Annotated in this window: 16 protein-coding genes and 3 pseudogenes; 12 read left to right on the top strand and 7 right to left on the bottom strand. The window is 61.0% G+C overall.

Translation table 11 applies throughout. The annotated features are described in order from the left end of the window. On the bottom strand, window positions 1-2,774 hold a 2,774-nt coding region (locus LUA85_RS20655), incomplete at its 3' end, for a Tn3 family transposase (protein WP_371823753.1). Window positions 2,775-2,918: 144 nt separating this feature from the next. On the opposite strand from LUA85_RS20655, the gene LUA85_RS20650 reads away from it, so the two are divergent. The 5 genes and pseudogenes from LUA85_RS20650 to LUA85_RS20630 all read left to right on the top strand — a co-directional run. Then, window positions 2,919-3,518 carry a recombinase family protein gene (locus tag LUA85_RS20650; protein WP_231472221.1) on the top strand — a complete coding sequence of 200 codons (600 nt, stop codon included), beginning with the start codon at window positions 2,919-2,921 and terminating at the stop codon, window positions 3,516-3,518. A 43-nt stretch (window positions 3,519-3,561) separates the two neighbouring features. Beyond that, a complete protein-coding gene (locus LUA85_RS20645; protein ID WP_231472220.1) occupies window positions 3,562-5,583 on the top strand; it encodes a TonB-dependent receptor in 2,022 nt (673 codons plus the stop codon). Between the two features lie 423 nt (window positions 5,584-6,006). Continuing rightward, a pseudogene (locus LUA85_RS20640) lies at window positions 6,007-6,827 on the top strand (helix-turn-helix domain-containing protein); the annotation flags it as partial. Between the two features lie 637 nt (window positions 6,828-7,464). Next, the gene (ltrA, locus tag LUA85_RS20635; RefSeq protein ID WP_008828485.1) at window positions 7,465-8,994 is read left to right on the top strand and encodes a group II intron reverse transcriptase/maturase; all 1,530 of its coding nucleotides are present in this window, start codon (window positions 7,465-7,467) and stop codon (window positions 8,992-8,994) included. A gap of 67 nt (window positions 8,995-9,061) precedes the next feature. Beyond that, window positions 9,062-9,610, top strand: a pseudogene (locus LUA85_RS20630) (transposase); the annotation flags it as partial. A 233-nt stretch (window positions 9,611-9,843) separates the two neighbouring features. On the opposite strand, the gene LUA85_RS20625 reads toward LUA85_RS20630, so the two are convergent. Next, window positions 9,844-10,443 carry a GNAT family N-acetyltransferase gene (locus tag LUA85_RS20625; protein WP_004212923.1) on the bottom strand — a complete coding sequence of 200 codons (600 nt, stop codon included), beginning with the start codon at window positions 10,441-10,443 and terminating at the stop codon, window positions 9,844-9,846. Beyond that, window positions 10,440-11,114: a YgjV family protein gene (locus tag LUA85_RS20620; protein ID WP_080604539.1), complete on the bottom strand. Its 675-nt coding sequence runs from the start codon at window positions 11,112-11,114 to the stop codon at window positions 10,440-10,442. Before LUA85_RS20620 ends, LUA85_RS20625 begins: the two co-directional genes overlap by 4 nt. 528 nt (window positions 11,115-11,642) lie before the next feature. Between LUA85_RS20620 and LUA85_RS20615 the strand changes: the two genes are divergently transcribed. After that, window positions 11,643-12,041 (top strand): hypothetical protein, encoded by a 399-nt coding sequence (locus LUA85_RS20615; RefSeq protein ID WP_004212919.1) that lies wholly within the window; start codon window positions 11,643-11,645, stop codon window positions 12,039-12,041. Window positions 12,042-12,113: 72 nt separating this feature from the next. Here the strand turns inward: LUA85_RS20615 and LUA85_RS20610 are convergent, their stop codons facing one another. Continuing rightward, complete coding sequence (locus LUA85_RS20610; RefSeq protein WP_231472229.1) at window positions 12,114-12,824, bottom strand: TonB-dependent siderophore receptor; 711 nt, start codon at window positions 12,822-12,824, stop codon at window positions 12,114-12,116. On the opposite strand from LUA85_RS20610, the pseudogene istB reads away from it, so the two are divergent. The 3 genes and pseudogenes from istB to LUA85_RS20595 all read left to right on the top strand — a co-directional run. Continuing rightward, window positions 12,748-13,086 (top strand): annotated as a pseudogene (gene istB / locus LUA85_RS20605) (IS21-like element ISSsp5 family helper ATPase IstB); the annotation flags it as partial. The gene LUA85_RS20610 and the pseudogene istB overlap by 77 nt on opposite strands. Before the next feature lie 72 nt (window positions 13,087-13,158). Continuing rightward, on the top strand, window positions 13,159-14,313 hold the full coding sequence (locus LUA85_RS20600) for a TonB-dependent receptor (protein WP_004212916.1): 1,155 nt from the start codon (window positions 13,159-13,161) through the stop codon (window positions 14,311-14,313). After that, the gene (locus tag LUA85_RS20595; RefSeq protein WP_062348204.1) at window positions 14,313-16,013 is read left to right on the top strand and encodes an alkaline phosphatase; all 1,701 of its coding nucleotides are present in this window, start codon (window positions 14,313-14,315) and stop codon (window positions 16,011-16,013) included. The genes LUA85_RS20600 and LUA85_RS20595 overlap by 1 nt, the downstream gene beginning before the upstream one ends. On the opposite strand, the gene LUA85_RS20590 is transcribed toward LUA85_RS20595, so the two are convergent. Together LUA85_RS20590 and LUA85_RS20585 are read right to left on the bottom strand one after the other, a co-directional pair. Beyond that, window positions 16,006-16,275, bottom strand: a complete 270-nt coding sequence (locus LUA85_RS20590) for a hypothetical protein (protein ID WP_231472219.1) — start codon at window positions 16,273-16,275, stop codon at window positions 16,006-16,008. The genes LUA85_RS20595 and LUA85_RS20590 overlap by 8 nt on opposite strands. Continuing rightward, window positions 16,241-16,435 (bottom strand): hypothetical protein, encoded by a 195-nt coding sequence (locus tag LUA85_RS20585; protein WP_231472218.1) that lies wholly within the window; start codon window positions 16,433-16,435, stop codon window positions 16,241-16,243. The genes LUA85_RS20590 and LUA85_RS20585 overlap by 35 nt, the downstream gene beginning before the upstream one ends. Window positions 16,436-16,446: 11 nt before the next feature. Between LUA85_RS20585 and LUA85_RS20580 the strand changes: the two genes are divergently transcribed. The 3 genes from LUA85_RS20580 (at window position 16,447) to LUA85_RS20570 (ending at window position 20,622) form a co-directional block, all read left to right on the top strand. Then, window positions 16,447-16,629, top strand: coding sequence for a hypothetical protein (locus LUA85_RS20580; protein ID WP_143058613.1), 183 nt, complete (start codon window positions 16,447-16,449; stop codon window positions 16,627-16,629). A gap of 418 nt (window positions 16,630-17,047) precedes the next feature. Beyond that, window positions 17,048-19,504: a TonB-dependent receptor gene (locus LUA85_RS20575; protein WP_231472217.1), complete on the top strand. Its 2,457-nt coding sequence runs from the start codon at window positions 17,048-17,050 to the stop codon at window positions 19,502-19,504. Then, entirely contained in the window at window positions 19,504-20,622 is a 1,119-nt protein-coding gene (locus LUA85_RS20570; protein ID WP_231472216.1) for a glycerophosphodiester phosphodiesterase, read from the top strand. Before LUA85_RS20575 ends, LUA85_RS20570 begins: the two co-directional genes overlap by 1 nt. Before the next feature lie 727 nt (window positions 20,623-21,349). Here the strand turns inward: LUA85_RS20570 and LUA85_RS20565 are convergent. Then, window positions 21,350-23,833 (bottom strand): TonB-dependent receptor, encoded by a 2,484-nt coding sequence (locus LUA85_RS20565; RefSeq protein ID WP_004212907.1) that lies wholly within the window; start codon window positions 23,831-23,833, stop codon window positions 21,350-21,352. Between the last annotated feature and the right edge of the window lie 7 nt (window positions 23,834-23,840).

Raw genomic sequence — 23,840 nt, 5'->3', positions numbered from 1 at the left:
AATTCGTCAACGGCGCGGCCGAGATAGCGGCAGTTGAACAGGATGATTGCGGCGGACGTAAGATTGAGCGCCGCCGCCCGGATTTGTTGGTTTTCGAGGCCTCGATCCCGGAAACGCCCGAGGCGGTGGAAGGCGATGGCTCGCGCCAGGCTATTGCGCGCCTCCCCCTTGTTCAGTTCGGCTGTCACTATCCGGCGCAGTTCCGGTTCCTCAAACCAACGCAATGTGAACAGCGTCCGCTCGATCCTCCCGATCTCGCGTAAGGCCGCGGCAAGGCTGTTCTGCTGGCGGTAGGCGGATAGCTTTTTCAGGATCAGAGACGGGGTCACGGTACGATCACGCATTGCGCCGATGACCTGCGCAATCTCAGGCCAATGGCCGGCGATGATATCTCGGTTGAGCTTTCGGCCAAAAAGCGGAGCCAACTTGCCATAACTGCCGGCGGGCTCGAAAGCGTAAAGGCGTCGATCCGACAGACGGGGAATACGGGGCTCAAAATCGAGGCCGAGCAGATGCATCACCGCGAACACGATGTCGGAGACGCCGCCGCCGTCTGTGTGCAAAGCTGTAAGATTGGCGTTGCTGTCGTGCCCGAGGATACCATCGAGGGCATGGATAGCCTCGCCCGCCGTGCCGGCGATGACGGTTTGGTGGAGAGGGGCGTATCGGTCGGTAATCGTCGTGTAGATCTTCACTACCGGGTCGCGGCCGTAATGCGCGTTGACCGCTCCCCCGGCCTCGCCGGCACCACCGAGATAAAAGGCCTGCCCATCGGCAGAAGCACGGTGTCCCGCCCCGAACCAGGCTGAGATCGGTTCAGCATGGATGGCATCGGTGAGACAGGCAAGGGCGGCTCGGAAGGTTTCCTCGCGCATGCGCCACGTCTGCATGCGCAGTAGCGCCCGCCTTGATGCTGCGCCGCAGACTTCTGCCATTCGCGACATACCCAGGTTGGTCGCCTCGGCGATCAGCGTGGCAAGAAAGGCCCGTTCGTCGCCTGGCGGTAACCCGGAAGAAAGATGGCCGAAGTGCTGTGTGAACCCCGTCCAGCGCTCGACCTGTGAGAGAACATCAGTAATCCGTGTGGCAGGCAGCATCCGATAGCAGGCGTGCGCGAGTTTTTGCCCTGCATCGTCCCCACTATCGTCCCTCTGTTCCTTGGGAAAACGTAGCCGCTCTCCGGCGAACAAAGCGGCGTCGCGACTGTCCAGGCTGCGCGCCACGCTGATTAAGGCATTGTCAAGCTTGGCGGCACGCTCATCAAGCCAGGCATGTGGGTCACCGAGCGAAAACCTGGTTTGCGGCGCAGCGGCTGCTGGCGGCATCAAAAGCGTATCCAGCGAGCGATACAGCCGGGAAGTCGGAACCCAGATATCTCCCGCGGCCAGCGCATTGGCGAGCGCACTGTAGGTCGCCATTTCCCAATAGACGCGGTCTATTCCTCCATCAGCCATGACATGGCGGCGCCAACGCCGTTCGACATGGCCGAGCGGCGGGCGGTCCGGAAAGGGTTTGCGCCAATCACCATCGAGGTCGGCCAAAACCGCCATCGCCTCGCGCAGCGCCGTAGTGCTCGCCCCGCCATGGAAATCAAAGGCTCGCAGGAATGCCGGTCCGAGCCGTTTGAAAGCACGATATTCTGCCGCGATTTCGTCGAGGACGTCATCACGCTGCGGCATGGCCGTACGCCGGATGATCGCAGCATCGGCCTCGATCGTGTCGAGAGAAGTAACCCTCTGGATCGCAGCGCCGATATCCTCGCCATTCCGCGCTGCGTGAGTGATTGCCTCGAGGACCTTGGCGACACGAACCATCCGTTCACGCCCCTCGCTTCCAGAGATGGCCACACGCTGCTCAAGACGTTTTCGCGCACGCAGATGGGCACGTCCCACCAGCGATCCGAATATGCCGATGGCGGCATCGGTCAATGTGGCTTCCAGATCGCCCAACGTGGCGAGCAGAATGACATGCCGCCGAGCTGCCCCCATCTGCTGGAAGGCCTGGGCTGTATAACGCACACCCTCGCGGGCGAACTGGGCCATGCGCGGGCCATGTCCTGGATCAACTGATAGCGGCAATCCGCACGTCGAGCGGATCAGGCCAACCTTTTCAACTATTTCGATCAGCGATGCCGGTGCAACCCGAGGCTGCGGTTCGCGAAGCCAGGAGAAGCGGCTTTGCCGATCATGCACTTTGTCATCGACCAATTCGTCAAGACGCCGTCGGGCATCGGTATCAAGGCCGCCGTCAATCTCCGCAATCAAGTTCGTTTCTGCCCGATACATTGCTTCGCCGGCCATCCGTTCGACGACACTAGCTCCCGGGATGACGATCAGCCGACGCCGCATTTCATCGAGGAGGCGGTCGAGCAGGAGCCTTCCGTCAACGATGCCCGTCGCCTCCTTGACCAGCCACGCCATGACCTCCGCGCGCAACGGCTTGCCTAGGTCGCGAAATCCAAATCTGGCCTTGATCCCGGCGAGCTGATCGTAGCGGGTAGGATTGCGGCGGGCGAAGGCCGCAATGACGTCCGGCTCCACGCCGACCTGCTCGGCAATATGGTCGAGCATGACCGCAGGTAGCAGCTCATTTTGTCGCAAGTGCCGTCCCGGGTAGCGAAGACAGCATAATTGCAGAGCATATCCGAGCCGGGTCGCCGAGGTGCGAGCGGTCCCGATCGCCGCGAGGTCGGCGGCATCAAGGTTACAATGCCGCACCACCATTTCTTCGCTATCGGGAAGTGCCAACAGGGCATTGCGTTGCCGCTCGGTCATAGGAATGCGTGCCGGCACCTTTTTCCTCCAAAAACCTCTTGCCTTACGGCGTCTTAATGAAAGAGGATTGTGAAAGGCGAAAGCCTGCGGAGAACCGTCGGCATCTCAGCCCCCTCCAGATACGACCGTTTGTGAAAGAGGCTAATGAACCGCGAACCCTATTTGATCGGCTATGCCCGGGTGTCGAAGGGCGACGATCAGTCGAACGCCGCGCAGCGCCGCGCGCTCGATATGGTCGGCTGCAAGCGCGTGTTCGAGGAGACCGCGAGTGGCGGGCGGTGGGATCGACCCAAGCTGCTGGAGATGATCGGCCAGTTGCGTGAAGGGGATGTCGTCGTCGTTTGGAAGCTAGACCGGCTATCGCGCAGCCTGAAGGACATGTTGCACATCATGGAGCGGATCGAACTGGCGGGCGCCGGCTTCCGGTCCCTGACCGAGGCGATCGACACCACGACCGCCGCAGGCCGGATGATGATGCAGATGGTCGGCAGCTTCGCGGAGTTTGAGCGTGCCATGATCCGCGAACGCACCAGTGCCGGTCTTGCCCAGGCCCGAGTTGAGGGTCGAATTGGTGGGCGCCGTCGCAAGCTCGGAGAGAAGCAGCGTCGCGAAGTTGCCGAATCTGTCATCTCAGGTCGGAAATCCGGCGCTGAGATGGCGAGGCTCTACGGCATCAGTGAGCCCACGGTGTCAAGGATTGTGGCCGCACACCGGCAACAGTCCGACAGTGAAGCGCTGACATGAAGGGAGATATACTCGCCATTGCCAATTTCAGGACGGGATGCCTGTGACTGACCTGCCGAACACAGTTGCTGCCGTCGTTGCCGAGGATACGACTGATGTCATTGAGGTCATCGGGGCACGGACAAAAGAAACTCTCAAAATTGATCGCCGAACCTATCAGGTCCGTGAAACTCCTCATTCCGCCCAGAAAAATGCCGTCCAGTTGTTGCGCGGCCTCCCGGCGGTGACCATCACGCCCGACGACCGTATTTTGGTACTGGGATCTGGAATAACCAGGATATATGTGGATGGTCGCCCTTACATTGGCGATGCCTCGCAATACCTGCGCACTGTTCACGGAAGCGATATCGAGCGGATCGAGGTGATCACCAATCCTTCCGCTCAATTTTCGTCGGAGGGTGCGGGTGGCGTCATCAACCTGGTGCTGCGAAAAACCCAGGTAGAGGGGATATCGGGCAACGCAAGCCTGGAGGAATCCAGCTACGGCTATGTCCTTGCAGATACGACCCTGAACTACAAACAAGGGGACTGGACCTACCAGTTAAAAGCGGGTGGTAACATTGGCACCATGGCCCGCCGGACCTACCGTCAGCAGCGTAGCGTTGAAAGGCAGGATAGCGGCGCGCCCACAGTCAACCGCCAGACCGGGCGGTTTACCTATGATGGCACTGTTGGACGTCTCAGCGGTAAGGCATCCTACAAGCTGGACTCAAAAACGAGCATTTCAGCACAGCTGGGCGGCGGCGGCGGGCACGATATCGTTACGGACAAGGTCAATTATCTTGCTGTGACCCCGGATTTCTCACCGTTCTCAGAGCATCGCCGCCTCAGCAGTGTCGCAAGCTTCGTTACTGGAGAATTGAACCTCGACCACGCGGGCGCGCGAGAAGGTGAAGCTCTCAACGCGGCTGTCCAGTTTTACACCAACCCGGGCGTGCACGACGTTACCAATGCCCGGTTCAGTGATGGGCGCCGTTACCGGATCGACCTGCAAAAACCCTCGACGTCGATCGATATGCAAATCGACTGGAAACATCCCATGGCTCCAGGACAGATCCTTTCGATGGGCAGCGCCTGGCATCTTGACGACACGACGCAGCACTATCGGTTCATCAGTAACGACAGCACCGGCTCGTTCGGCTCCGACATGAACGATGCGTACGATGCGCGCAGCGGCACATTTTCCGCCTATGCCTCGTTTCAGCAAACATTTGGCTCCTTGACGATCGCACCGGGCCTGCGCGGTGAAGCCAACCGGCGCCGAATTTCTAGTCATGGTGCCGACGATATCCGTATCAACCGGGCTAACTTTTTTCCAAGCTTTCATGCCAGTTACAAGCTCAACAAACAGCTGCAGTTCGGGGCCAGCTTCAGCAAGCGGATAGACAGGGTTCCGCTGGAATATCTGCGGCCCTACGGAACGGTCGAGGATGCCTACACCCTCTTCGAAGGGAACCCCCATCTCAAGGACCAGAGCACAAACGCCTATGAGGCCAGTGTGCAGTTTCGGCCCGGCAAGGTCGAAGCGGGGGCCACCGTCTACTTGCGCGAGACCCGCCAGCTTTGGAGTAAGAATTATCTGGTCAATGCCGCCGGCACCAGCGTTTACAACTACGTAAATTCGGGGAATAGCTGGAACAGCGGCGCGCAATTCGACCTCAGCTTCCCTATCGTCCCTCGGCTCAAGGCAAGCACCAGCGCCAATCTTTTCAACGAACGTACACCGATCGATACGACAGATGGACGAGGCACCCAGCGGACATTTCGCTACTCGACAAACGCGACGTTCGAATGGAATGGCAAGGATCGAGGCAGTGTACCCGGCGATGTGGCGCAGTTGCAGTGGTCATACAACAGCCCCTCTCGAGAATATCAAATCCGCAAGTCATCCTGGTTCGATCTCAGTGCCTCATACACGCATAGTCTGGATCGAACGCTCTCGCTCTCGGGGACATTTCGCTATTCAGGCCGCACAAACCAGCGTCTGATTGCGCCATCGGTAGAGGAAATTTCCTCGCGTCAAAGAACGCCCGAGGTCCAGCTGAAATTGCAAAAGACGCTGTAAAACGGGACGCCGGAGAGAAGGTGTTCGAAATCGTATGCAAAGCCCTTGCCGGGCGAAACGGCAAGAATTGGTGGAGAGCGGTCATTCAATCCGCGCCACTCGTGCATCAAGCCACGTCAGTGATCCAAGCGCATCTTTCATTGCCGCCTCGGCATCGTCGAAGAGACCGGAAGCGTGAGAACGCGTCCAATATCCGTCCACACCCCCACCATGATCGTAGAGGTCGATATATATACCTCTTCGTAATGAGTGAAGAAGCCATCAGCACGTCGCATCAAGCTCCAGCGCCTGTCACCCTCTTGAGGCTTGTCGCCCCGCTGATTGGTCGCCGTTTGCACTGTTCCCCGTCAGCACCAATGGCACAGATTTGAGGTTGTGATTTAAGGAGTGTTGGGGCTTCGTCGTAGTGACGAAGGAACGAAGATGAAGCCCCAACACTCCTTAAAAAAATCGCCGATGAAGGCCCCTGCCGAGCGGGTGGTGAAGGACATCCGGCGGCAGACCCGTCGGCACTTCTCGGCCGAAGACAAGATCAGGATCGTGCTGGATGGCCTGCGCGGCGAGGACAGCATTGCCGAGCTGTGCCGCAAGGAAGGCATCGCCCAAAGCCTGTATTACACCTGGTCGAAGGAGTTCATGGAAGCGGGCAAGCGTCGCCTGGCTGGCGACACTGCCCGTGCCGCAACCACCGGCGAGGTGCAGGACCTGCGCCGCGAAGCCCGTGCCCTGAAGGAATGCGTTGCCGACCTGACGCTCGAAAACCGTCTGCTCAAAAAAAGTATGATCGCGGATGGGGGCGACGACGAATGAGGTATCCAGCATCGGAGAAGCTCGAGATCATCCGGATCGTCGAGCAATCGCACCTACCAGCCAAGCACACGTTGGACGAGCTCGGCATTGCCCGTCGGACCTTCTACCGCTGGTACGACCGGTTCCTCGAAGGCGGCCCGGAGGCGCTGGAGGATCGGCCATCGACACCGAGCCGGGTGTGGAACCGGATCCCGCCTGACATCCATGATCAGATCATCGAGCTGGCGCTGGGGCAGTCCGAGCTAAGCCCCCGGGAACTGGCGGTGCGTTTTACCGATGAGAGGCGCTACTTCGTGTCGGAAGCCACGGTTTACCGTCTGTTGAAGGCCCACGATCTGATCACCAGCCCGGCCTATGTCGTGATCAAGGCCGCCGATCAGTTCCACACCAAGACCACGCGGGTAAACGAGATGTGGCAGACTGATTTTACCTACTGTGCGCCTCGTCCCGGATGGTCCGGGGTGCATATGACTGGAATGCAAAGGAGAAAGGAGGAACTGAACGAATGCCTTGCCCTCTGCTGTGAGGGGGCATGAGCCCAAGCGGCGGTGACCTGCCGTCAACTGGCAGGGTGACGTAGCCCGCAGGTAAAGGGGATTGAGGCGAAGCCGTTACGCCGAGATGGTCCCCGAGGCTGTAGCGCTGGAAGGTTGAGGAACACGAACCGGTTAATCCGCATCCGAGGGCTGAAATGTCGCCTTCGCCTACACGGCTTAACAGGCGGAATGCTGATGATGGCGCCGGAGACGTATGTCGGCGACATCCGAATGTGGCCGGAAATGTAGCCCGTCCGCATGGAGCCATGGAGAGAATGCAGCCAGGCCATGGCATCGGCATCGACTTGCGGGACGCAAGGACAAGGACTGCGACCGGCAGCCTCCCCAGCGCGCGAAAGTCCAGCATATGAACGAGGGAAGGCATGATGGAATGCCAAGGGAGTTGGCCCCGATGTCCACCGTGCTGGCGGAGTCCCCGTAGTAGTCCGCGACAGGGAAAGCCTGTCACATGGCGAAGGGGGACAGTTCAATCAGCTTGAAGTGCAAACTACCTGACCAAACGAGGTGAAGACCTTTGATAATCAGCGAAATGCAGCACAAGCTCGCGACGTGGGCCGAGAGCGACCAGAACCGCAAGTTCGATCGCCTTCTCCGGCTCATTGCCGATCGGGCGTGGCTTGCCGAGGCGGCTCGGATCGTGCTGGCGTCGAGTGGCGCCAATACGCCGGGCATCGACGGAATGGACAAGCGACGGATGCAGGCCGTACTGGCAGAACAGCTGGCCAGTCTGCGAACGGACTTGCTGACGGGGAGTTATCACCCGCAGCCGGTCAGGCGAATCTATATCCCGAAAGCCAATGGCAAGAAACGACCACTTGGTATCCCGACCCTGAAAGACCGCATCGTCCAGCGCGCGATGCTGATGGCCATGGAGCCGATCTGGGAAAGCGACTTCCATCGCCTCTCCTACGGCTTCAGGCCGGAACGCAGCGTGCATCACGCTGTCCGGACCGTGAAGATACAGTTGCAGGATAGTGGTGCCGGAGCGCGGGGCCGCTGGATCATCGAAGGTGATCTGGCGAGCTACTTCGATACGGTCCACCACCGGCTTCTGCTTCGCTGCGTTCGGCGGCGAATCCGGGATGATCGGTTTGTTGATCTGCTCTGGCGATTCCTGAAGGCGGGCCACGTCGACCGTGGCCTGTTCGTCGCCTCAAGCGAAGGTGTACCGCAAGGCGGCGTGCTGTCGCCGCTCCTGTCCAACATCATGCTCCATGAGTTTGATGCGTGGCTGGAGGCGAAATACCTGAGCGACAAGGCGCGAAAGGATCGCTGGGCATGGAACTTCGGCATCCAGCAGGGGCGCCCCATCACGGTTCGCGAGAACCGGCAATGGAAACCTGCTGTCGCCTACTGCCGTTACGCCGATGACTTCGTTGTCATCGTCAAGGGCACCAAGGCACATGCCGAGGCCATCCGCGAGGAATGCCGGGCCTTTCTGGAAGACGACCTGAAGCTGACGTTGAATATGGACAAGAGCCATATCACCCACGTCGACGACGGGTTCGTGTTCCTCGGGCACCGGATTATCCGCAGGCGGGGATCGAGCGGACGCATGTCCGTGGTCTCAACGATACCCAAGGAGAAGGCCAAGACCTTCGCTCGCCGATTGGTCGAGGCTCTCTCCGGCAATCATGAGGTTGCCGCGGTGGACATGATCGACGGTCTGAACCGCCAGCTGGCGGGATGGGCTGCGTTCTACAGGTTCACCGACTTCACGGCGCGCACATTCCGGCGCATCGACACCGTCGTGTTCTGGAAAATGGCGCACTGGTTGGCGCAGAAGTACCGGTCCCGTATCAAGCCTTTGATGCGTAAATGGTACCGCATGCCGGAAACCGGCCAATCGAAGACGTGGCTGGTCTACGGTCGAAGCAATCAGGGCAATGCCGTCGGCAAGGCGCTGCGACGACTGGTCACAAGCCAGAAGATGCAGTTCCGGTGGCGGAATCCGGAGCGAAATCCCTACATCTATCGGGACGAGCTCCGAAACACCGTCACCTCCCGCTATCGTGATGTCGCCATGGCCTTGGACCAAGGTTGAATAGAGAGCCGTATGCGCTGAAAGGTGCACGTACGGTTCGGGGAGGGGAAGCGCTTATGCGCTTCCTACTCCACTCAAGATCATCGGGTGGGGCTGGATGTACCTGTCGACCGTGCTCGACGACTTCTCGCGCTACATTATCGCCTGGAAACTGTGCACCAACATGCGCGCCGAGGATGTGACCGACACGCTCGACCTGGCCCTTGGCGCATCGGGCTGCGACAGCGCCACGGTGCTGCACAAGCCCAGGCTGTTGTCGGATAATGGCCCCAGCTACATCGCCGGCGAATTGGCTGAATACATTGAGGCCCGGAAGATGAGCCACGTGCGCGGTGCCCCGATGCACCCGCAAACCCAGGGCAAGATCGAGCGCTGGCACCAAACCCTGAAAAACCGCATCCTGCTGGAAAACTACTTTTTGCCCGGCGACCTCGAAGCCCAAATCGAGGCCTTCGTCGAGTACTACAACCACCAGCGTTACCACGAGAGCCTGAACAACGTGACGCCCGCCGATGCCTACTTCGGCAGGGCTCCAGCCATCATCAAACAGCGCGAAAGGATCAAGCGACAGACCATCGAACATCGGCGCTTGCAACACCGCAAGCTCGCCGCCTAACATCAACCCCCAGACGAGGTCCGCACTCCGCTAATTTACGCCGCGAGTTGTGCCGAATGTTCTGACGACGGACACTGATTGCGTCTCCATTCAGCGAGGCTGACACGTGTCCGTAATGTCGGCAACGGGGCGGAACCTGCCGAAACGATCGCTGTCGAGCCGCTACCGTGAATCCGTGTCCCGATAATGTACAGGGGCCAGTCAGTCTGGAAAGGCGGGATGATAGTTATGCATCACGCTAACGCATCCTCCTCAGCATCAGCATCGAGCATTCGGCCCATCGCGTAGTAATCGCCAATAACGCCTGATTCTTTATTGGCTGCCACAACATCTCCGCACACGGTATAGCCAAGCCGTTCATAAAATGCGAACGCCCGGTCGTTGCGAACAGCGACGTGGAAGATCAGGAAGAGCAAGCCACGGCGACGTACCCATTCCTCGGCGGACTTCACCAGGCTTGCTCCAAGCCCACGTCCCTGCCACCGTGTCCGGATAGCCAGATTAAAAGAGGCAAATTCTGCAGCGCCTTCGATGCACACGCTCCGTACATCTATGTAGCCGACGAGGTCGCCTATGCGTTGCAGGACGAAGATGCCTCGCTCGCCGGCTACGGCGGCGTTTAGTTCGGCAGTTGTGCGGCGCAGGAGTTCCCCTCGATCCCGGACATCGAAGATCATATGTTCCGCTTCGCGAGCGAGGGCGATCTTCAAGCGTACCAAAGCTTTAGCGTCGTCAAGGTTCGCCGGCCGTAGCTCGCTCCAGCTCTGCTTTCCGCCTACTTGAGCTATCGAACGCGCCGGCGGGAGTGGGCGCGCGTATATTACCTGTGTCATGTGAGGATCTGGACTCCCTGTAACGCGCGCGCGCGCTTTGAGATCGCGAGTTTGCCGAGGGAAAGGTGACCAGAGCGGAAAGCGTGACGTGGGGAAAGCCGCGCCGGATAGCTGAGGCTGCGCGGCCCGTCCGCTTGACGCTGTTCCCGCTTCCAAAAGGCAAAAAGCCCGAGCAGATTCCCCGCGACCGATACAAGATCAACGGCCAAGGCGAACGGTGCGCCAATGAGAAGATTGTGGGCCAGCCAGAAGGGCGCGGCCACGAGAAAGACGATCTTCATCCGCGTCGTTGATCGCTGGGTCCGCGCAATGAAAGAAGATGCACCGCCGCAAGCGGCAAGGCCGGACAGGATTCCATGCCAGGTCGCCACGGTGAGCAACAGCAGCGCGAGCAACGTCGCGCCGTCGAGCGCGAGCTTGGCAACCCGGTCACGAACCACCAGCGCGACGGTGAGCTGCATCAGGGAAAGAAGGCATGCGGCCGAAGCGGTAGGCGCGCCGATCAGCGCGAAGTGAAGCGCGAATGCGCCCGCGCCCGCGCCCTGCACCATGAGCGCTCCCCGGCGCGAGGGTAGGAGCGGCCAGCTCACCACGCAGCCGAGACCAACAGCCCCGAATAGGATCGCAGCTAACCCGGTGCTCGCAAACGTTTGATCGAGGAAAAGCGACATGCACGCTCGCGTCGGGGTTGGTCCGGCTTCCACCGTGAAGGAAGAAGGTTAATGTGGCGTTGTCGTCGACCGCTTTCCCATCGCGAGTCCCGGCCACAATGGCATTTGGCTTTTGACGAGGACTGGTTCATTCTGCGTCCAGCGCGGCGCTCTTCCCCTTGGGTTCCGCCCTTGTTTGGACCAGGACAATGGTGCGTGACGCTTTCAAGCTTCTCGCCATCTCGACGTCGCTCGTGCTTTCTGGCTGCGTCAGTCCGCGAGAAATGGCCGCTCGCCATCGGGCGGCGTGTGCGAGCTACGGCTTCCAGCCTGGAACGGAGAGCTATGCGAATTGCCTTCTCCAGCTCGACGTAGGTGATTACGGCTACGGCCATCATAGGGGTGGCGTGCCGTTGTTTCCCGCCCGGCATCAGGCGCCCGCGCCGCCTCCGCCTATCGCCACGCAGGACTAAGGTCGGCTAAAGTTCACTGATGCCCCATCGTCCTGACCTATTGATCTACGCACTTTCGCTCGGAAGCGCAGCGCCCGTGGCGGCTCAGCAGGTGGTGCCCGCCAAACCACGAACCGCCGCGGGTGCGTCGAAGTTCGTCCAGGACATGCTGACCCGCGGCACAGCCGTCGCAAAGCCTTGGCCGGGTTTCGTGCGGAACAGCAGGATCACGAGCGTAGGAGTGAAAGGTGGTTGCCTCGTTACGCTCACGCTCGCCGACAAAAGCGCCCTCAGCGTGAAACTAGATCAGGTGGTTGCGATCCGACCGCTTTACTCGGCCAACGCGCCCCAGGCGTCGGTGGAGATCAAAGGGGGCGCGCAGCCCTACGAGGGTCTCGATATATTCGTCGGGGACAACGACGCGGTGCGCCGCGTCGGTGATGCCCTGGAGTTCATGCGCCAGTCCTGTGATCCATCGGCGAAGACTGGTTTCTAAACCGGCCAGCGGCGTCTCACCGACTTTTGCGAGGGCGGCTTGATCCGCACCCGACCAAGTTGGCCAACACCGTTATAATCTCATTCTAACCGTTGCGCGCACCGTCGTCGGCGCGCCGGGCATGATGTTGTTGTCGTTGTAGGCGGACGAGAAATAATCGCTGTTAAGCAGATTCTCGACGTTGATTTGCGCCTCGATCTGGGGGGTGAGCTTGAAGAATGCGGCGGCATCGACGCGGGTGAAGGCGGGCAGGATGGCGGTGTTGCTGATGGACGTGAAGCTTTTCGACTGGTGGTAGACACCGGCGCCGGCCCCCAAGCGTGGGGTGAGGTCGTAACGCGTCCAGAGCGAAGCCTGTTGTTTTGGAACCAGCGGAACCTCGCGCCCGGCCGGGGCGGCACTCGTCGTTTTGCGAATTGTCGCGTCCTGCAGCGCATAGCCCGCGCTGATCTGCCACTGGGGTGTGATCGCGCCGCTAAGGCCGAGTTCGAGCCCTTTGCTGCGCTGCGCGCCCGTGAGCACCGTCCGTGCGGGGTCATTGGGGTCGGCCGCGCGGGTGTTGGTGCGGTCAAGCTGGTAGATGGCGGCGGTCAGGTTCAGCGTCGGGCGGATATCCCATTTGAGGCCAAGCTCGTAATTGTCGAACCTCTCCGGCTCCAGCGCGGCGCTGGTGACATCGAGCGATGAGAATTGATCCCCCGACTGCAGCGAAATGATGGAGGCCCGCGACGAGCGCCGTCTTCTGCGCTTCCAGAAGCAGATGGCCGGATACAAGCTGCTCATCATCGACGAACTGGGCTTTGTGCCGCTCTCCAAGACCGGCGCCGAACTGTTGTTCGAGCTGATCTCCCAGCGTTACGAACGCGGCTCCACCTTCATCACCAGCAACCTGCCCTTCGACGAATGGACCGAAACCTTCGGATCTGAGCGTCTCACAGGCGCGCTCCTCGATCGCCTGACCCATCACGTCAGCATCCTCGAGATGAACGGCGAAAGCTATCGCCTCGCGCACAGCCGGGCCCGCAAGGCCAAAACCAGACCCTGAAAATTACACCAATGCCGGGGGGAGTGGCCCTCGGGCTACGCCCTCACGCCACTCCCCCCGGCATGTAACACGATGGCCTGGTTTTACGCCGCCGAATGGCCGACTTTTGCTCCGCCGTTGACAATCGAGGCACGGCTGCAGAATCGCGACAAGGGCAACATCAACTGGACGGTCGGCGGTGCCTGGTTCAAGGACAAGATCAGCCTGTTCAGCACGCTGGACGGCGCCGACACCTTCCGTACCGTGTTCGAAGCGAACTATCTGCAGCGGCGCGAAAGCCTCGCGGCCTTCGCAGACGTCGATTTCAAGGTCGCGCCGCGCCTTCGTGCCGATCTGGGCGTGCGCATCAGCAACGAAAAGAACCGCTTCAGCGGCTACACGCATGATCTCAACCCCTATGGCGTGTCGATCGGATCGCTGGTGTTCGCCCTGCCCGCCGAATTCGACAACAAGCTCAGTGAGACGAGCCCTTCGGGTCGCGCCACGGTCACGTATGAACTGAGCGAGGATGCACGGGTCTATGGCTCGGTCGGACGCGGCTTCCGTGCCGGCGGTTTCGACGGCAGCACGATCTGGTCGACCCCCGAAGCCGATGCATTCAAGTCGGAAAGCGTATGGGCCTATGAAGGCGGGGTGAAGTTCATGCCTGCGCGCGGCCCTGTGCAGTTCGAAGTTGCGGGCTTCTATTATGATTTCTCGAACATTCAGGCCGGTTCCTTCCGCACCTATGATGGCGCCACCACCAGCGTACGCACCAATGTGGGCAAGGCGCGCAGCTATGGCGGCGAGGCCAGCTTCACGATCCGCCCGGTGCGCCCGATGACCATCAATTTCGGCGTCGCGCTGCTCGACACGAAGGTCACCGCGATCGAGGCGATCACCGCTGCCGAAAAGGCGCGCCTGGGCAACGACTTGCCGTTCGCGCCGAACATGACGCTGAACGGCTCGATCCGCTACGAGTTCGCGCTGAACGATCGCATGACGCTGACGCCTCAGGTCGATGCCCGCTACGTCGATGCCTATTATGGCGATCTCGACAATACGGCGCCGGTCGGGGACTTCGCGCTCGTCAATGCGCGCATCGATCTCAAGATCGACCAGCGCTGGACCGTGGCCGGCTTCGTGCGCAACATCGCCGATGTCGATTACACGACCGGCGGATCGGCGACGCAGGCATTCAGCGGCACGCCGCGCACCTGGGGCGTTTCGCTCGGGGCGCGTTTCTGATGGCGCTGACGCGGCGCGGCGTTCTTGCGGGATCGGCGGCGGGCGGGCTTTTGCTCGCCGCCGGTCCCGCCGGGGCAAAAACGAACATGGTCTTCGCGCATGGCGTGGCGAGCGGCGATCCGCATGCCGACAGCGTCCTGCTGTGGACCCGCGTGACCGATCCTGCCCATGGGCCGGTCAGCGGCACATGGGAAATGGCCGAGGATGAACTGTTCACGCGCATCGCTGCGCGCGGATCGTTCAGCACATCGGCGGCGCGGGACCATACGGTCAAGGTGATCGCCTCCGGCCTGAAGGCGGGCCGCGAATATTTCTACCGCTTCCGTGCCATGGACACGGTATCGGCGATCGGGCGGGCAAAAACCCTGCCAACGGGACGCATCGATCGTCTCGATATCGTGCTCGCCTGCTGCGCCATGTATATGTTCGGCGAATTTCACGCCTACCGGGCCATTGCCGATCGGGAAGCGGTGGACCTCATCCTCTTCGTGGGCGACTATATTTACGAATATGGCGCCAACTCGATGCCCGCACTCATGGATGTTCGGGCGATCGAGCCAACGCACGACACGGTCACGCTCGCCGACTATCGCGCACGCTATGCACAGTGGCGTCGTGATCCGGCCCTGCGCGACGCCCATGCCCGCGCGTCGTGGATTTGCATGTGGGACGACCATGAAATCGCGAACGACGACTGGATGCATGGTGCCCAGCATCACGATCCGGCGGCCAACGGCGACTGGGAGGAGCGCAAGGCTGCGGCGGTTCAGGCCTATCTGGAATGGATGCCGATCCGCGATCCTGTCACTTCCGATCCCTATGGCATCACCCGCAGCTTCGCGTTCGGCGATCTCGCGACGCTGGCCCTGCCCGAAACCCGGCTCAAGGCCCGCCAGCAGCAATTGTCGCTGGCCAAGGATCTCGACTGGCATGTTGTCGACCGGCGCGGCAGTGGGGAGCGGGTGATATCCGACCCGGCGGAACTCAAGACACTCGACCTCAAGGCCCTGCCGCAAGGCGTCACGCGCGAACCCGATGTCGCAGCCTTCCGCGAGAAACTTGCCGATCCCGCGCGCGAAATGATCGGCGCGGAACAATGCGCATGGCTGGCGGACGAACTGAAGGCCCATAAGGATGCTCGCCGCCCGTGGTTCCTGTTCGGCAGCGCGACCATCCTGTCCAGCTACGTCTATCCCGATCTGACGAAGTTTCCCGATGGCAAGGTAGCGCTGGCGCCGATGTACGCCCTGACGCGCTATGGCCTGCCGCTTCTCAATGTCGATTCCTGGGACGGCTATGCCGGCGAGCGGGACAAGCTGTACGACCAGTTCGAGAAAAGCGGCGCGAACCTGCTCGTGCTGTCGGGCGACAGTCACATGGCCTGGATCAACGAACCCCATCGCGGGGACCGCCGGATTGGTCTCGAGCTTTCCGCCTCCACGCTGACCGGTCCTTCGATCGGGGAACTGCTCCTGCCGTCGGGGCCGGTCGGCGACGCCTTTGTCCACGACAATCGCGATATACGCTGGTGCGACACCAATGCCGTTGGTTTCGTAACGGTATCGCTGACACGCGACCGGGTGGAGGCCGACTTCGTCCGCGTCCTAACGCCGCGCCAGGCGATCGGAAAGCTCGACATCGCGCGCCATGCCAGCGCACGGATCGCCGAAGATGGGTTGAGCGGCTGGGAGATCAGCTGACCGAACGGCACTGCGTCGGAGCGATCCGGCGCAGTGCCAGCAGGCCGATGAGGCCAGCCAGGCATGAGGGCAGCGCGTAGATCGCCCGCAAGGTGGTTTCGCCTAGCCCATGCGCGGCACCCGGCAGGAAGCCGATAAAGGCGAGCGCCGTGAGCGCCCCGAAAACGCCCAGCGCGGCGGCGAGCTTGTTCGCGACATTGAACGGCGCATAGTGCGTGGCAGCAAAGCTATTGCCGCCCGATCGCACCAGATCCGACACCATCGCCCGCAGCAGCTATATAGTCCGCACCCCATGCGAAACTGCGGATGAGCAGATGGGCCAGCAGCAGCGCCCCGGTCCACCCGTGAATCCCCAGTGCCTCCTCTATGAAGAAGAGCGTCACCGCCCCTTCTGCCGCGTCGGCGGCGCCGAGCGCCCGCATAGAGCAACAGGATGAGCACCAGTTCCCGGCGCAGCAGTATCGGGACCAAGGAGTCTCGATTGCCTTGGTACATCCACATCGACGAGGAAAAGACCGCGAGGTCGCTGGCGCTCAAAGGCGCTTTTCTTGCTCCTTTCATGAACGGCTTGTCGCTGACATGGAACGACCGCCTTGCAGGATCTGATGATGATTGAGTTACAAATTACGACGCGGACTTTTTTGTACGAGAGATTCTATCCGTAAAACTGACTCACGGCATAGCAACCGGGCACAACAACTATCGGCTCGGGCGAAAATAGTCTCTGAGCCAGACCCAATATCGTCATTTGCTGCACAATGCCCGATGCTCGCCTGCGAACGTTCCCCTTACCGAAAAGCTTGGGCTACTTACTGAGCGCAGACGGACCAATACACAGCCACGCCTGATCTCTCTCGCGAAATTCGGACCTACACCGCACCTTGACCGCCATCATAAGCGTCAGGACACAATGCAACATGTCCGCCGCCCAAATGTCATCAAATCGACCCGAAACGGACCGGAAATCGCAACTTTTTTCATTTAACGCGATGCTGCAAGTGCGAAATTGCGCGCTGCTTTGGGGATATTGGGTCATGAATATTTTGCACACGCGTTCGCGCGCCTGCCTGCTTGGCAGTGCCGGCCTGCTCGCTCTGGTAGTAAGCGCGCCCGCTTTTTCGCAGACGCCCACGCCCGCAGCAGACCAAGCGGCGCAGGTCGATGGCGAGGCAACGTCCATCGTCGTGACCGGTGTTAAGGCCACGCGCTCTGCGACCGCCATTACCACAACCGAAATCCAGAAGATCCTGCCGGGCGTTGCGCCTTTCAAGGCGATCCAAACCCTTCCCGGCGTCATGTATGTGACCGCTGATCCGTGGGGCAACAACGAGCAGAACGCCTCGCTCTTCATCCATGGCTTCAGCGCTCAGCAGTTGGGCCACACCCTGGACGGCGTACCGCTGGGCGATCAGAGCTACGGCAATTTCAACGGCCTTTCACCCCAGCGCGCTATCATCTCCGAAAATGTCGGCAGCGTCGTCGTCGCCACCGGTACCGCGGAACTGGGCATCGCATCGACCAGCAACCTGGGCGGCGGTATCGAGAATTTCTCCAGCGATCCGCGCGCGCAGATGGGCGCACAGCTGAACCACACTTTCGGCAGCTACGGCACGGCGCGCACTTTCGTCCGTCTGGACAGCGGCGAGTTCGGCAACGGCAATAGCGGCTATGTCTCGGTTCTGCGCCATCGTGCGCGCGCTTGGGATTTCCGCGGCAAGCAGAAGGGATGGGCCGCCAACGCCAAATTCGTCCATGACGACAGCAATGGCAAGCTGACCGCCTATTTCAGCTATTCCGACAAGCAGGAACCCAATGAGGACGCGACCACCGTCTTCAAGAACCCTACCAATGCGGCGCAGGCCTATCAGCCCTATACCCGCCCCTTCTTCTACCCCGATTTCGACGGCGCGGTCGCTTATCTGAACGCCAGCGGCAATGTACCGGCCGCCGAAGCGCAGAATTATCGCAACTATTACAGCGCCGCGATCCGGACCGATTATCTGGGCTACATCAAATATCAGGCCCATCTGTCCGACCAAGTCGACTGGTCGAACCAGGTATATTATCATAATAATGACGGCGCGGGCATCGTCGCCGGACCGATCACGGTCGCGGGCCTGCCCAACCTGTTCTCGCTCTATTTCCCCGGCCAGAATCTGAAGACGGCCACCGGCAATTCGGGCTATGCGATCCGTACCACCGAATATCGCATCGATCGCGGCGGCATCCTGTCCTCGATCGACGCGACGCTGGGCAACCATCAGATTCAGCTTGGTGCGTGGTACGAATATAACAGCTCGGCCGCCTATCGGAACTGGTATGCGCTCGATGTGACCCGGCCGCAGGACTACAACCCCTATTCGCTGCCGCCGCATGATCCGCTGTTCACCCAATATGCCAGCGAGATGCGCACCAATGTTCTGCAACTTCATGTGCAGGACAGCTGGCAGGTCACGCCCAGCCTGCTGGTCCAGGGCGGCTTCAAGTCCAGCCTGCAATTTGCCAGCGGCACCTTCCCGGTCCAGCCGATCATCGGATCGCTGCCTGGTTCGGCAAGCGCCCTGCCCGAAGGCGAGATCAACACCAAGCGCTGGTTCCTGCCCGCGATCGGCGCGAAGTGGGACTTCACCGACAGCGAGCAGGTCTATGTCAACGTGCAGAAGAACCTGCGCCACTTCCAGCCTTATGGTGGCGGCGGCGTCACGCCGTGGAGCAGCGGCAGCCAGGCGGCATTCGACAATCTGAAGTTCAATGGCCGCCCCGAAACCTCCTGGGTCTATGAAATCGGCCTACGCAGTCGCCGGACCATCGACAGTTCGTTCCTGACCGGGATCGAAGCGCAGGTGAACTATTATCATGTCGATTTCAGCGACCGCCTGCTTGGCATCACGCCTCCCGGCGCGATCGGCGGCATCGGCGGCGGTGGCATCAGCGGCGGCACACCCGCCGTGTTCAACGTCGGCGGCGTGAAGACGGACGGTATCGACGCGGCGCTGACGCTGCGCTTCGGGCAGGTCTTCTCGCTCTACAACGCCGTGTCCTACAACCGCTCCATCTACGACAGCGACTATAGCACTATCACTGGCGCGGCGACTGGCACGCGGATCGGCGGCATCGCGACCGTGGGCGGCGTCGTGCCCACCGGCGGCAAGCTGATCCCTGTCAGCCCGAAGTGGATGAACAAGACGGTTGCGACGCTGACGCTCGGCGATTTCGATGCCCAGATGATCGGCGACTATGTCGGCCGCCGTTTCACCACCTTCACCAACGATGCATCGGTCAAGTCGGTGTTCCAGGCCAGCGCCCGGATCGCCTATCGCCTGCCCGCCAGCATAGTCGGCCTGCAAAAGGCGGAGATCAGCCTGAACGTCACCAACCTGTTCGACACGACGGGCGCATCGACGGTGCAGGCGAGTGCGAACACCAACAATTACAATGTCTACCCAATCCCGCCGCGCCAGTGGTTCGCCACCTTGTCGGTAAACTACTGATGCAGGACAGGTCGGTATCCCGCCGTTCGCTGCTTCAGGCGGGTGCCGGCCTGACCGCCGCACTTGCGACGGATGTGGGGGCAGCGATCGCCGCCCCGGCCCGTCGCAAGGGTCCGCCGCTGCTCATCGCCCATCGCGGCGCATCGGCGCTGCGCCCAGAACATACGCTTGCCGCCTATGCCAAGGCGATCCAAGACGGGGCCGACTATGTCGAGCCTGACCTGGTCGCTACGAAGGACGGCGTGCTGGTCGCGCGGCACGAGAATAACATCGCGGAGACCAGCGACGTTGCCGCCCGGGCCGATTTTGCCGCGCGCAAGACGGTCAAAACGATCGACGGCGAGCGACAGGAAGGTTGGTTCACGGAGGATTTCACCTTCGCGGAACTCAAGACGTTACGCGCGAAAGAGCGGCTGGGCGCCATACGGCCCGAAAGCCAATCCTATGACGGCGCATTCCAGATCGTGTCGATGGAGGAAATCGCCGATTTCGTGGCGGCCGAATCCGCCGCGCGCGGCCGGACCATCGGCCTGATCCCGGAGATCAAGCATTCCACCTATTTCGCAGGCATCGGCCTGCAACAGGAGCAGCGGCTGATCGATATCATCGGCAAGAGCGCCTATCTGCAACGCGCGCCGTTCGCCATCCAGTCGTTCGAGGTCGCTAATCTACGCGCGTTGCGCGGCAGGATCGGCGCCTATCCCAACATCCAGCTGGCCCAGTTGATCGGCGACCCGGCCCAGATGCCGGCCGATGTGCAGGCGGCGGGCAACAAGCGCTTCTATCGCGATATGCTGACGCCCGCAGGTCTTTCCGAAATCGCCAGCTATGCAGATTATCTTGCGCCCCATGTCCGGATGATCATTCCTGTGGACGAGGATCAGCGCCTGACAAAACCCACGGGGCTCGTCGATGCCGCACATGCGGCGGGCCTTCTCGTCAGCATCTGGACCTTCCGCCCGGAAAATCAGTTCCTGGCCGCCGATTTTCGCAGCGACAAAGGCGTTTCCGCGCGCAACGAAGAAGGCAGCATTGCAGAGATGCAGCGCTATCTTGCAACGGGTGTCGATGCGATCTTCACAGACGATCCGGCTTTGGGACGGCGTGCGATTTCCTAGGATAGAGAGAATAAAAACTGCCTATTCCAAATTCACCTCTACCGGTCATTTGATCGCCATCTGGACTGGCCAGCCACAGCAAGTCCACTTCTCTTGACCATCTGCAAGCCCGATCGCAGTTTCGGATCTTCGCGCCGCTTGTGGTCGAATTGCAGCCGTTGGTTGCGCCACCCGAGCCGGCGCGCGCAGTTGCTCCCAACGTCGATCGGCTTTCCAGTCACGTCAGGCCTGATTGGGAAAGCCTGATCCTAGTGCATCTGGAACCCGGCCCGCGCCCGTGCAATTCGTCAGCAGGGCACCGCCCATATATGCTTCGGCGTGAACCGCGTCCGCATGGTGCCATCCTCTGCTATCGTCGGGGAATCGTGATCTTTCGACCTGGATCAGGCCGCACTCGATATGCTCATACGTGCCCAGCCCCTGCCGGCAATTCCCGCCGAGAGCCTGATGTCGTCGAGCTGACGATCCTCGTCGCTTTCAGCCTGCGGTGATCCATGCCATCTGAAGCTGCCACGGTGATGGATAGGCGTCGGCAATGAAGCCGCCTCGTCACCTAGCGCTACCTCCGGCCCGTTTGGCTGCCGATATCGACCGATCTCTTCTACCCGTCAGGACAAATGCGCCATAATGACAAGGCGCCACCTGCCAAGGCATTGGCAGATGGCGCCTCACCGGGCGACCCGAAGGCTGGAGGCCCCGCATAAGCGGAGCCACCTTCGGCCGGTTTTTAGAAGCTCATGCGAACGCCCATCGCATAGGTGGCGGGCGCACCGACCATACGCGACGCGCCGTTCATTTCGGGATAATAGACTTCGTCCGTGATGTTTCGGCCCATGGCATAGATCGACCAGCCATGCGGCGATTCCAGCTCGATCCGGGCATTGAGCAGCGTGTAAGCCGGCGAGGTGTTGCCGACGACCGCGTTCAGGCGGTTCGATTCCTTGCCATGATGGAAGATGTTGGCGCGGCTCTTTAGCACCCAGCCATCACCGAATCTGTAGCTGTGGACGAGGCCGACCCGACCGGTCCATTTCGGCGCACCGGGCAGCGGATCGCCGACAGTCGCGGTCACATCGGCGATGCGGTTGGAATTAAACTCGGTGATCTTCGAATAGAGATAGGTGCCCGATGCGTCGAAATCGAGTTTGTGCCCGCCGCTGTTCAGCAGGTTGACGTCCAGTGCGGCTTCGAAGCCGCGGGTCTTGGCCTTACCGACATTAGTGCGGCCGTTGGTGTCATTGTCGAGGCGCGTCGTCGCCTGAAGATTGTCGAAATCATTGGCGAAGGCGTCAAGCGACAGACGGATCGGCCCTTTATAATAACGCACGCCCGCTTCATAAGCCCAGACCGTCTCGGACTGGAACGGCTCCGTCTCGGCCAGCGTCATGATCGACGTGCCATCAAAGCCGCCCGAACGATAGCCGCGCGCGACCGACGCGAAGACATTCAAATCGTCGGTGATGAACCACTGCGCGGCAGCACGGCCGGACAGGTCGTCATCCTTGAACTGCTTGTCCCACTGAAAATTGGGCGTCGTCGCGAAAAATGTGGCGTAATTGGATATGCCCCAAGGGTTATCGTCGATGTTGCGGCCCTGCGAATCCACATCGTCCTTGGTATAGCGCAGGCCCAGCGTCAGCTTGATCTTGGGCAACAACTCATAATCAGCCTGACCGAACAGCGCGGCGCTACGGCGGCGCTGATTATGGACATTATGATATATGGTCCGCGCGGCCCAGCTGGTCCATTGGCTCTGATAGTCGATCTTGTCGCTCATGTAGAAGCCGCCGATCAACCAGTTGAAACGCCCCTGCTGCTCGTTGCGCAGGCGCATTTCGAGCGATGCCTGGCTCAGATCTTCATCGAACAGATATTCATATTGGGGATAGGGCGTGCCATCGCCATTGCCGCCGATATTGCGCTGGCTCGACTGCCAGCCGGCGACCATGTCGAAGCGGGTGGCATCGTTCAGCAGGTGCGAAAATTGTGCGGACGCGCCTTTGATGTCGATCCGTTGCTGAAAATAGGCCCGCGAATAGAAGCTGTAGGGGTCTTTATCTTCGCCGGCATTGAGAACACTGCTGTCCTCCGCTGCGCTGATGCGGTCATATTGACGGGCATCGCCACGGTCGCGACTGGCAAAGGCCTTCAGCGTCAGACTGGTATCTGGACCGAAATCGATATCCACCGTACCGCGCGCGGCGAACAGATCCTTGTCGCCAAAGCCCTTGCGTGCGCCCGGATCGTTGATCGCAGGCACCTGTCTCTGGACCACGCCGCCGACGCTCAGTTGCGCGCCCGCCAGATCGCCCGCGCCCTTCCCGTTCATGAAGCCGCCGCCCTGATCGGTCATCACTGCCAGTCGCACGCGCATATTGTCGCTGACCGGACCGCCGATCGCCGCTTCCGCGCGCAGGCTGTCATAGCTGCCATAACGCACATCGGCATAGCCGTCGAACGTGTCGCGGCCGCCGCGCGTGATCGCGTTGACGACGCCGGCCGTGGTGTTGCGGCCATAGAGAGTGCCCTGCGGCCCACGCAGCACCTCGATCCGCTCCAGATCGAACAGAGGCATGCCGAGATAGGCGTTGGAGCTTTGATAGACGCCGTCCACATGAAGGGCGACCGACGGGCTGCCATTGGGCTTGTAGTCGTCGGCGCCGCCGATCCCGCGGATGGTCAGCAGGCCATAGCTTTCGCCGCCCGTGCTGTAGTTGATCGACAGGCCCGGTACTTCATCGACCAGACTGGCGAAATCGGTAATCTTGCGTTCTGCCGCTTCCACGCCCGAAACGACGGTGATCGCCTGCGGTACTTTCGACAGGTCTTCGACCCGCTTTTGCGCGGTGACGATGATGTCACCGCCACCCGCAACGCCCGCCCCCGCTTCGGCAGCCGACAATTCGGTCGGCGCCTTGGCGACGGCGAGCGAGATCATCGCCGCGCCCTCGTAGGAAATGGCCACGCCTCGTCCGGCGATCAGGCGGCGCAGCGCCTCGGCACGGGAAAAGCGCCCCTTGAGCGCGATCGAGCGGCGACCGGCGATGGCGTCATAGGGGAAGACCATCTGCACGCCGGCCTGCCGACCGAACTCGTTCAGCGACGTCGCCATATTCTGCGCCGGGATGTTGAAGGCGATAGCGCGATCGCTCGCGGCACTGGCGGGCGCCGCGGCGAGGATCAAGGGTAGTGCGACGACATGAAAACTCATTATTGCC

Source organism: Novosphingobium sp. CECT 9465, from assembly GCF_920987055.1.
GTDB lineage: Bacteria > Pseudomonadota > Alphaproteobacteria > Sphingomonadales > Sphingomonadaceae > Novosphingobium.
The sequence above is the reverse complement of the archived record's forward strand: the minus strand, read 5'-3'. Positions and strand labels throughout refer to the sequence as shown.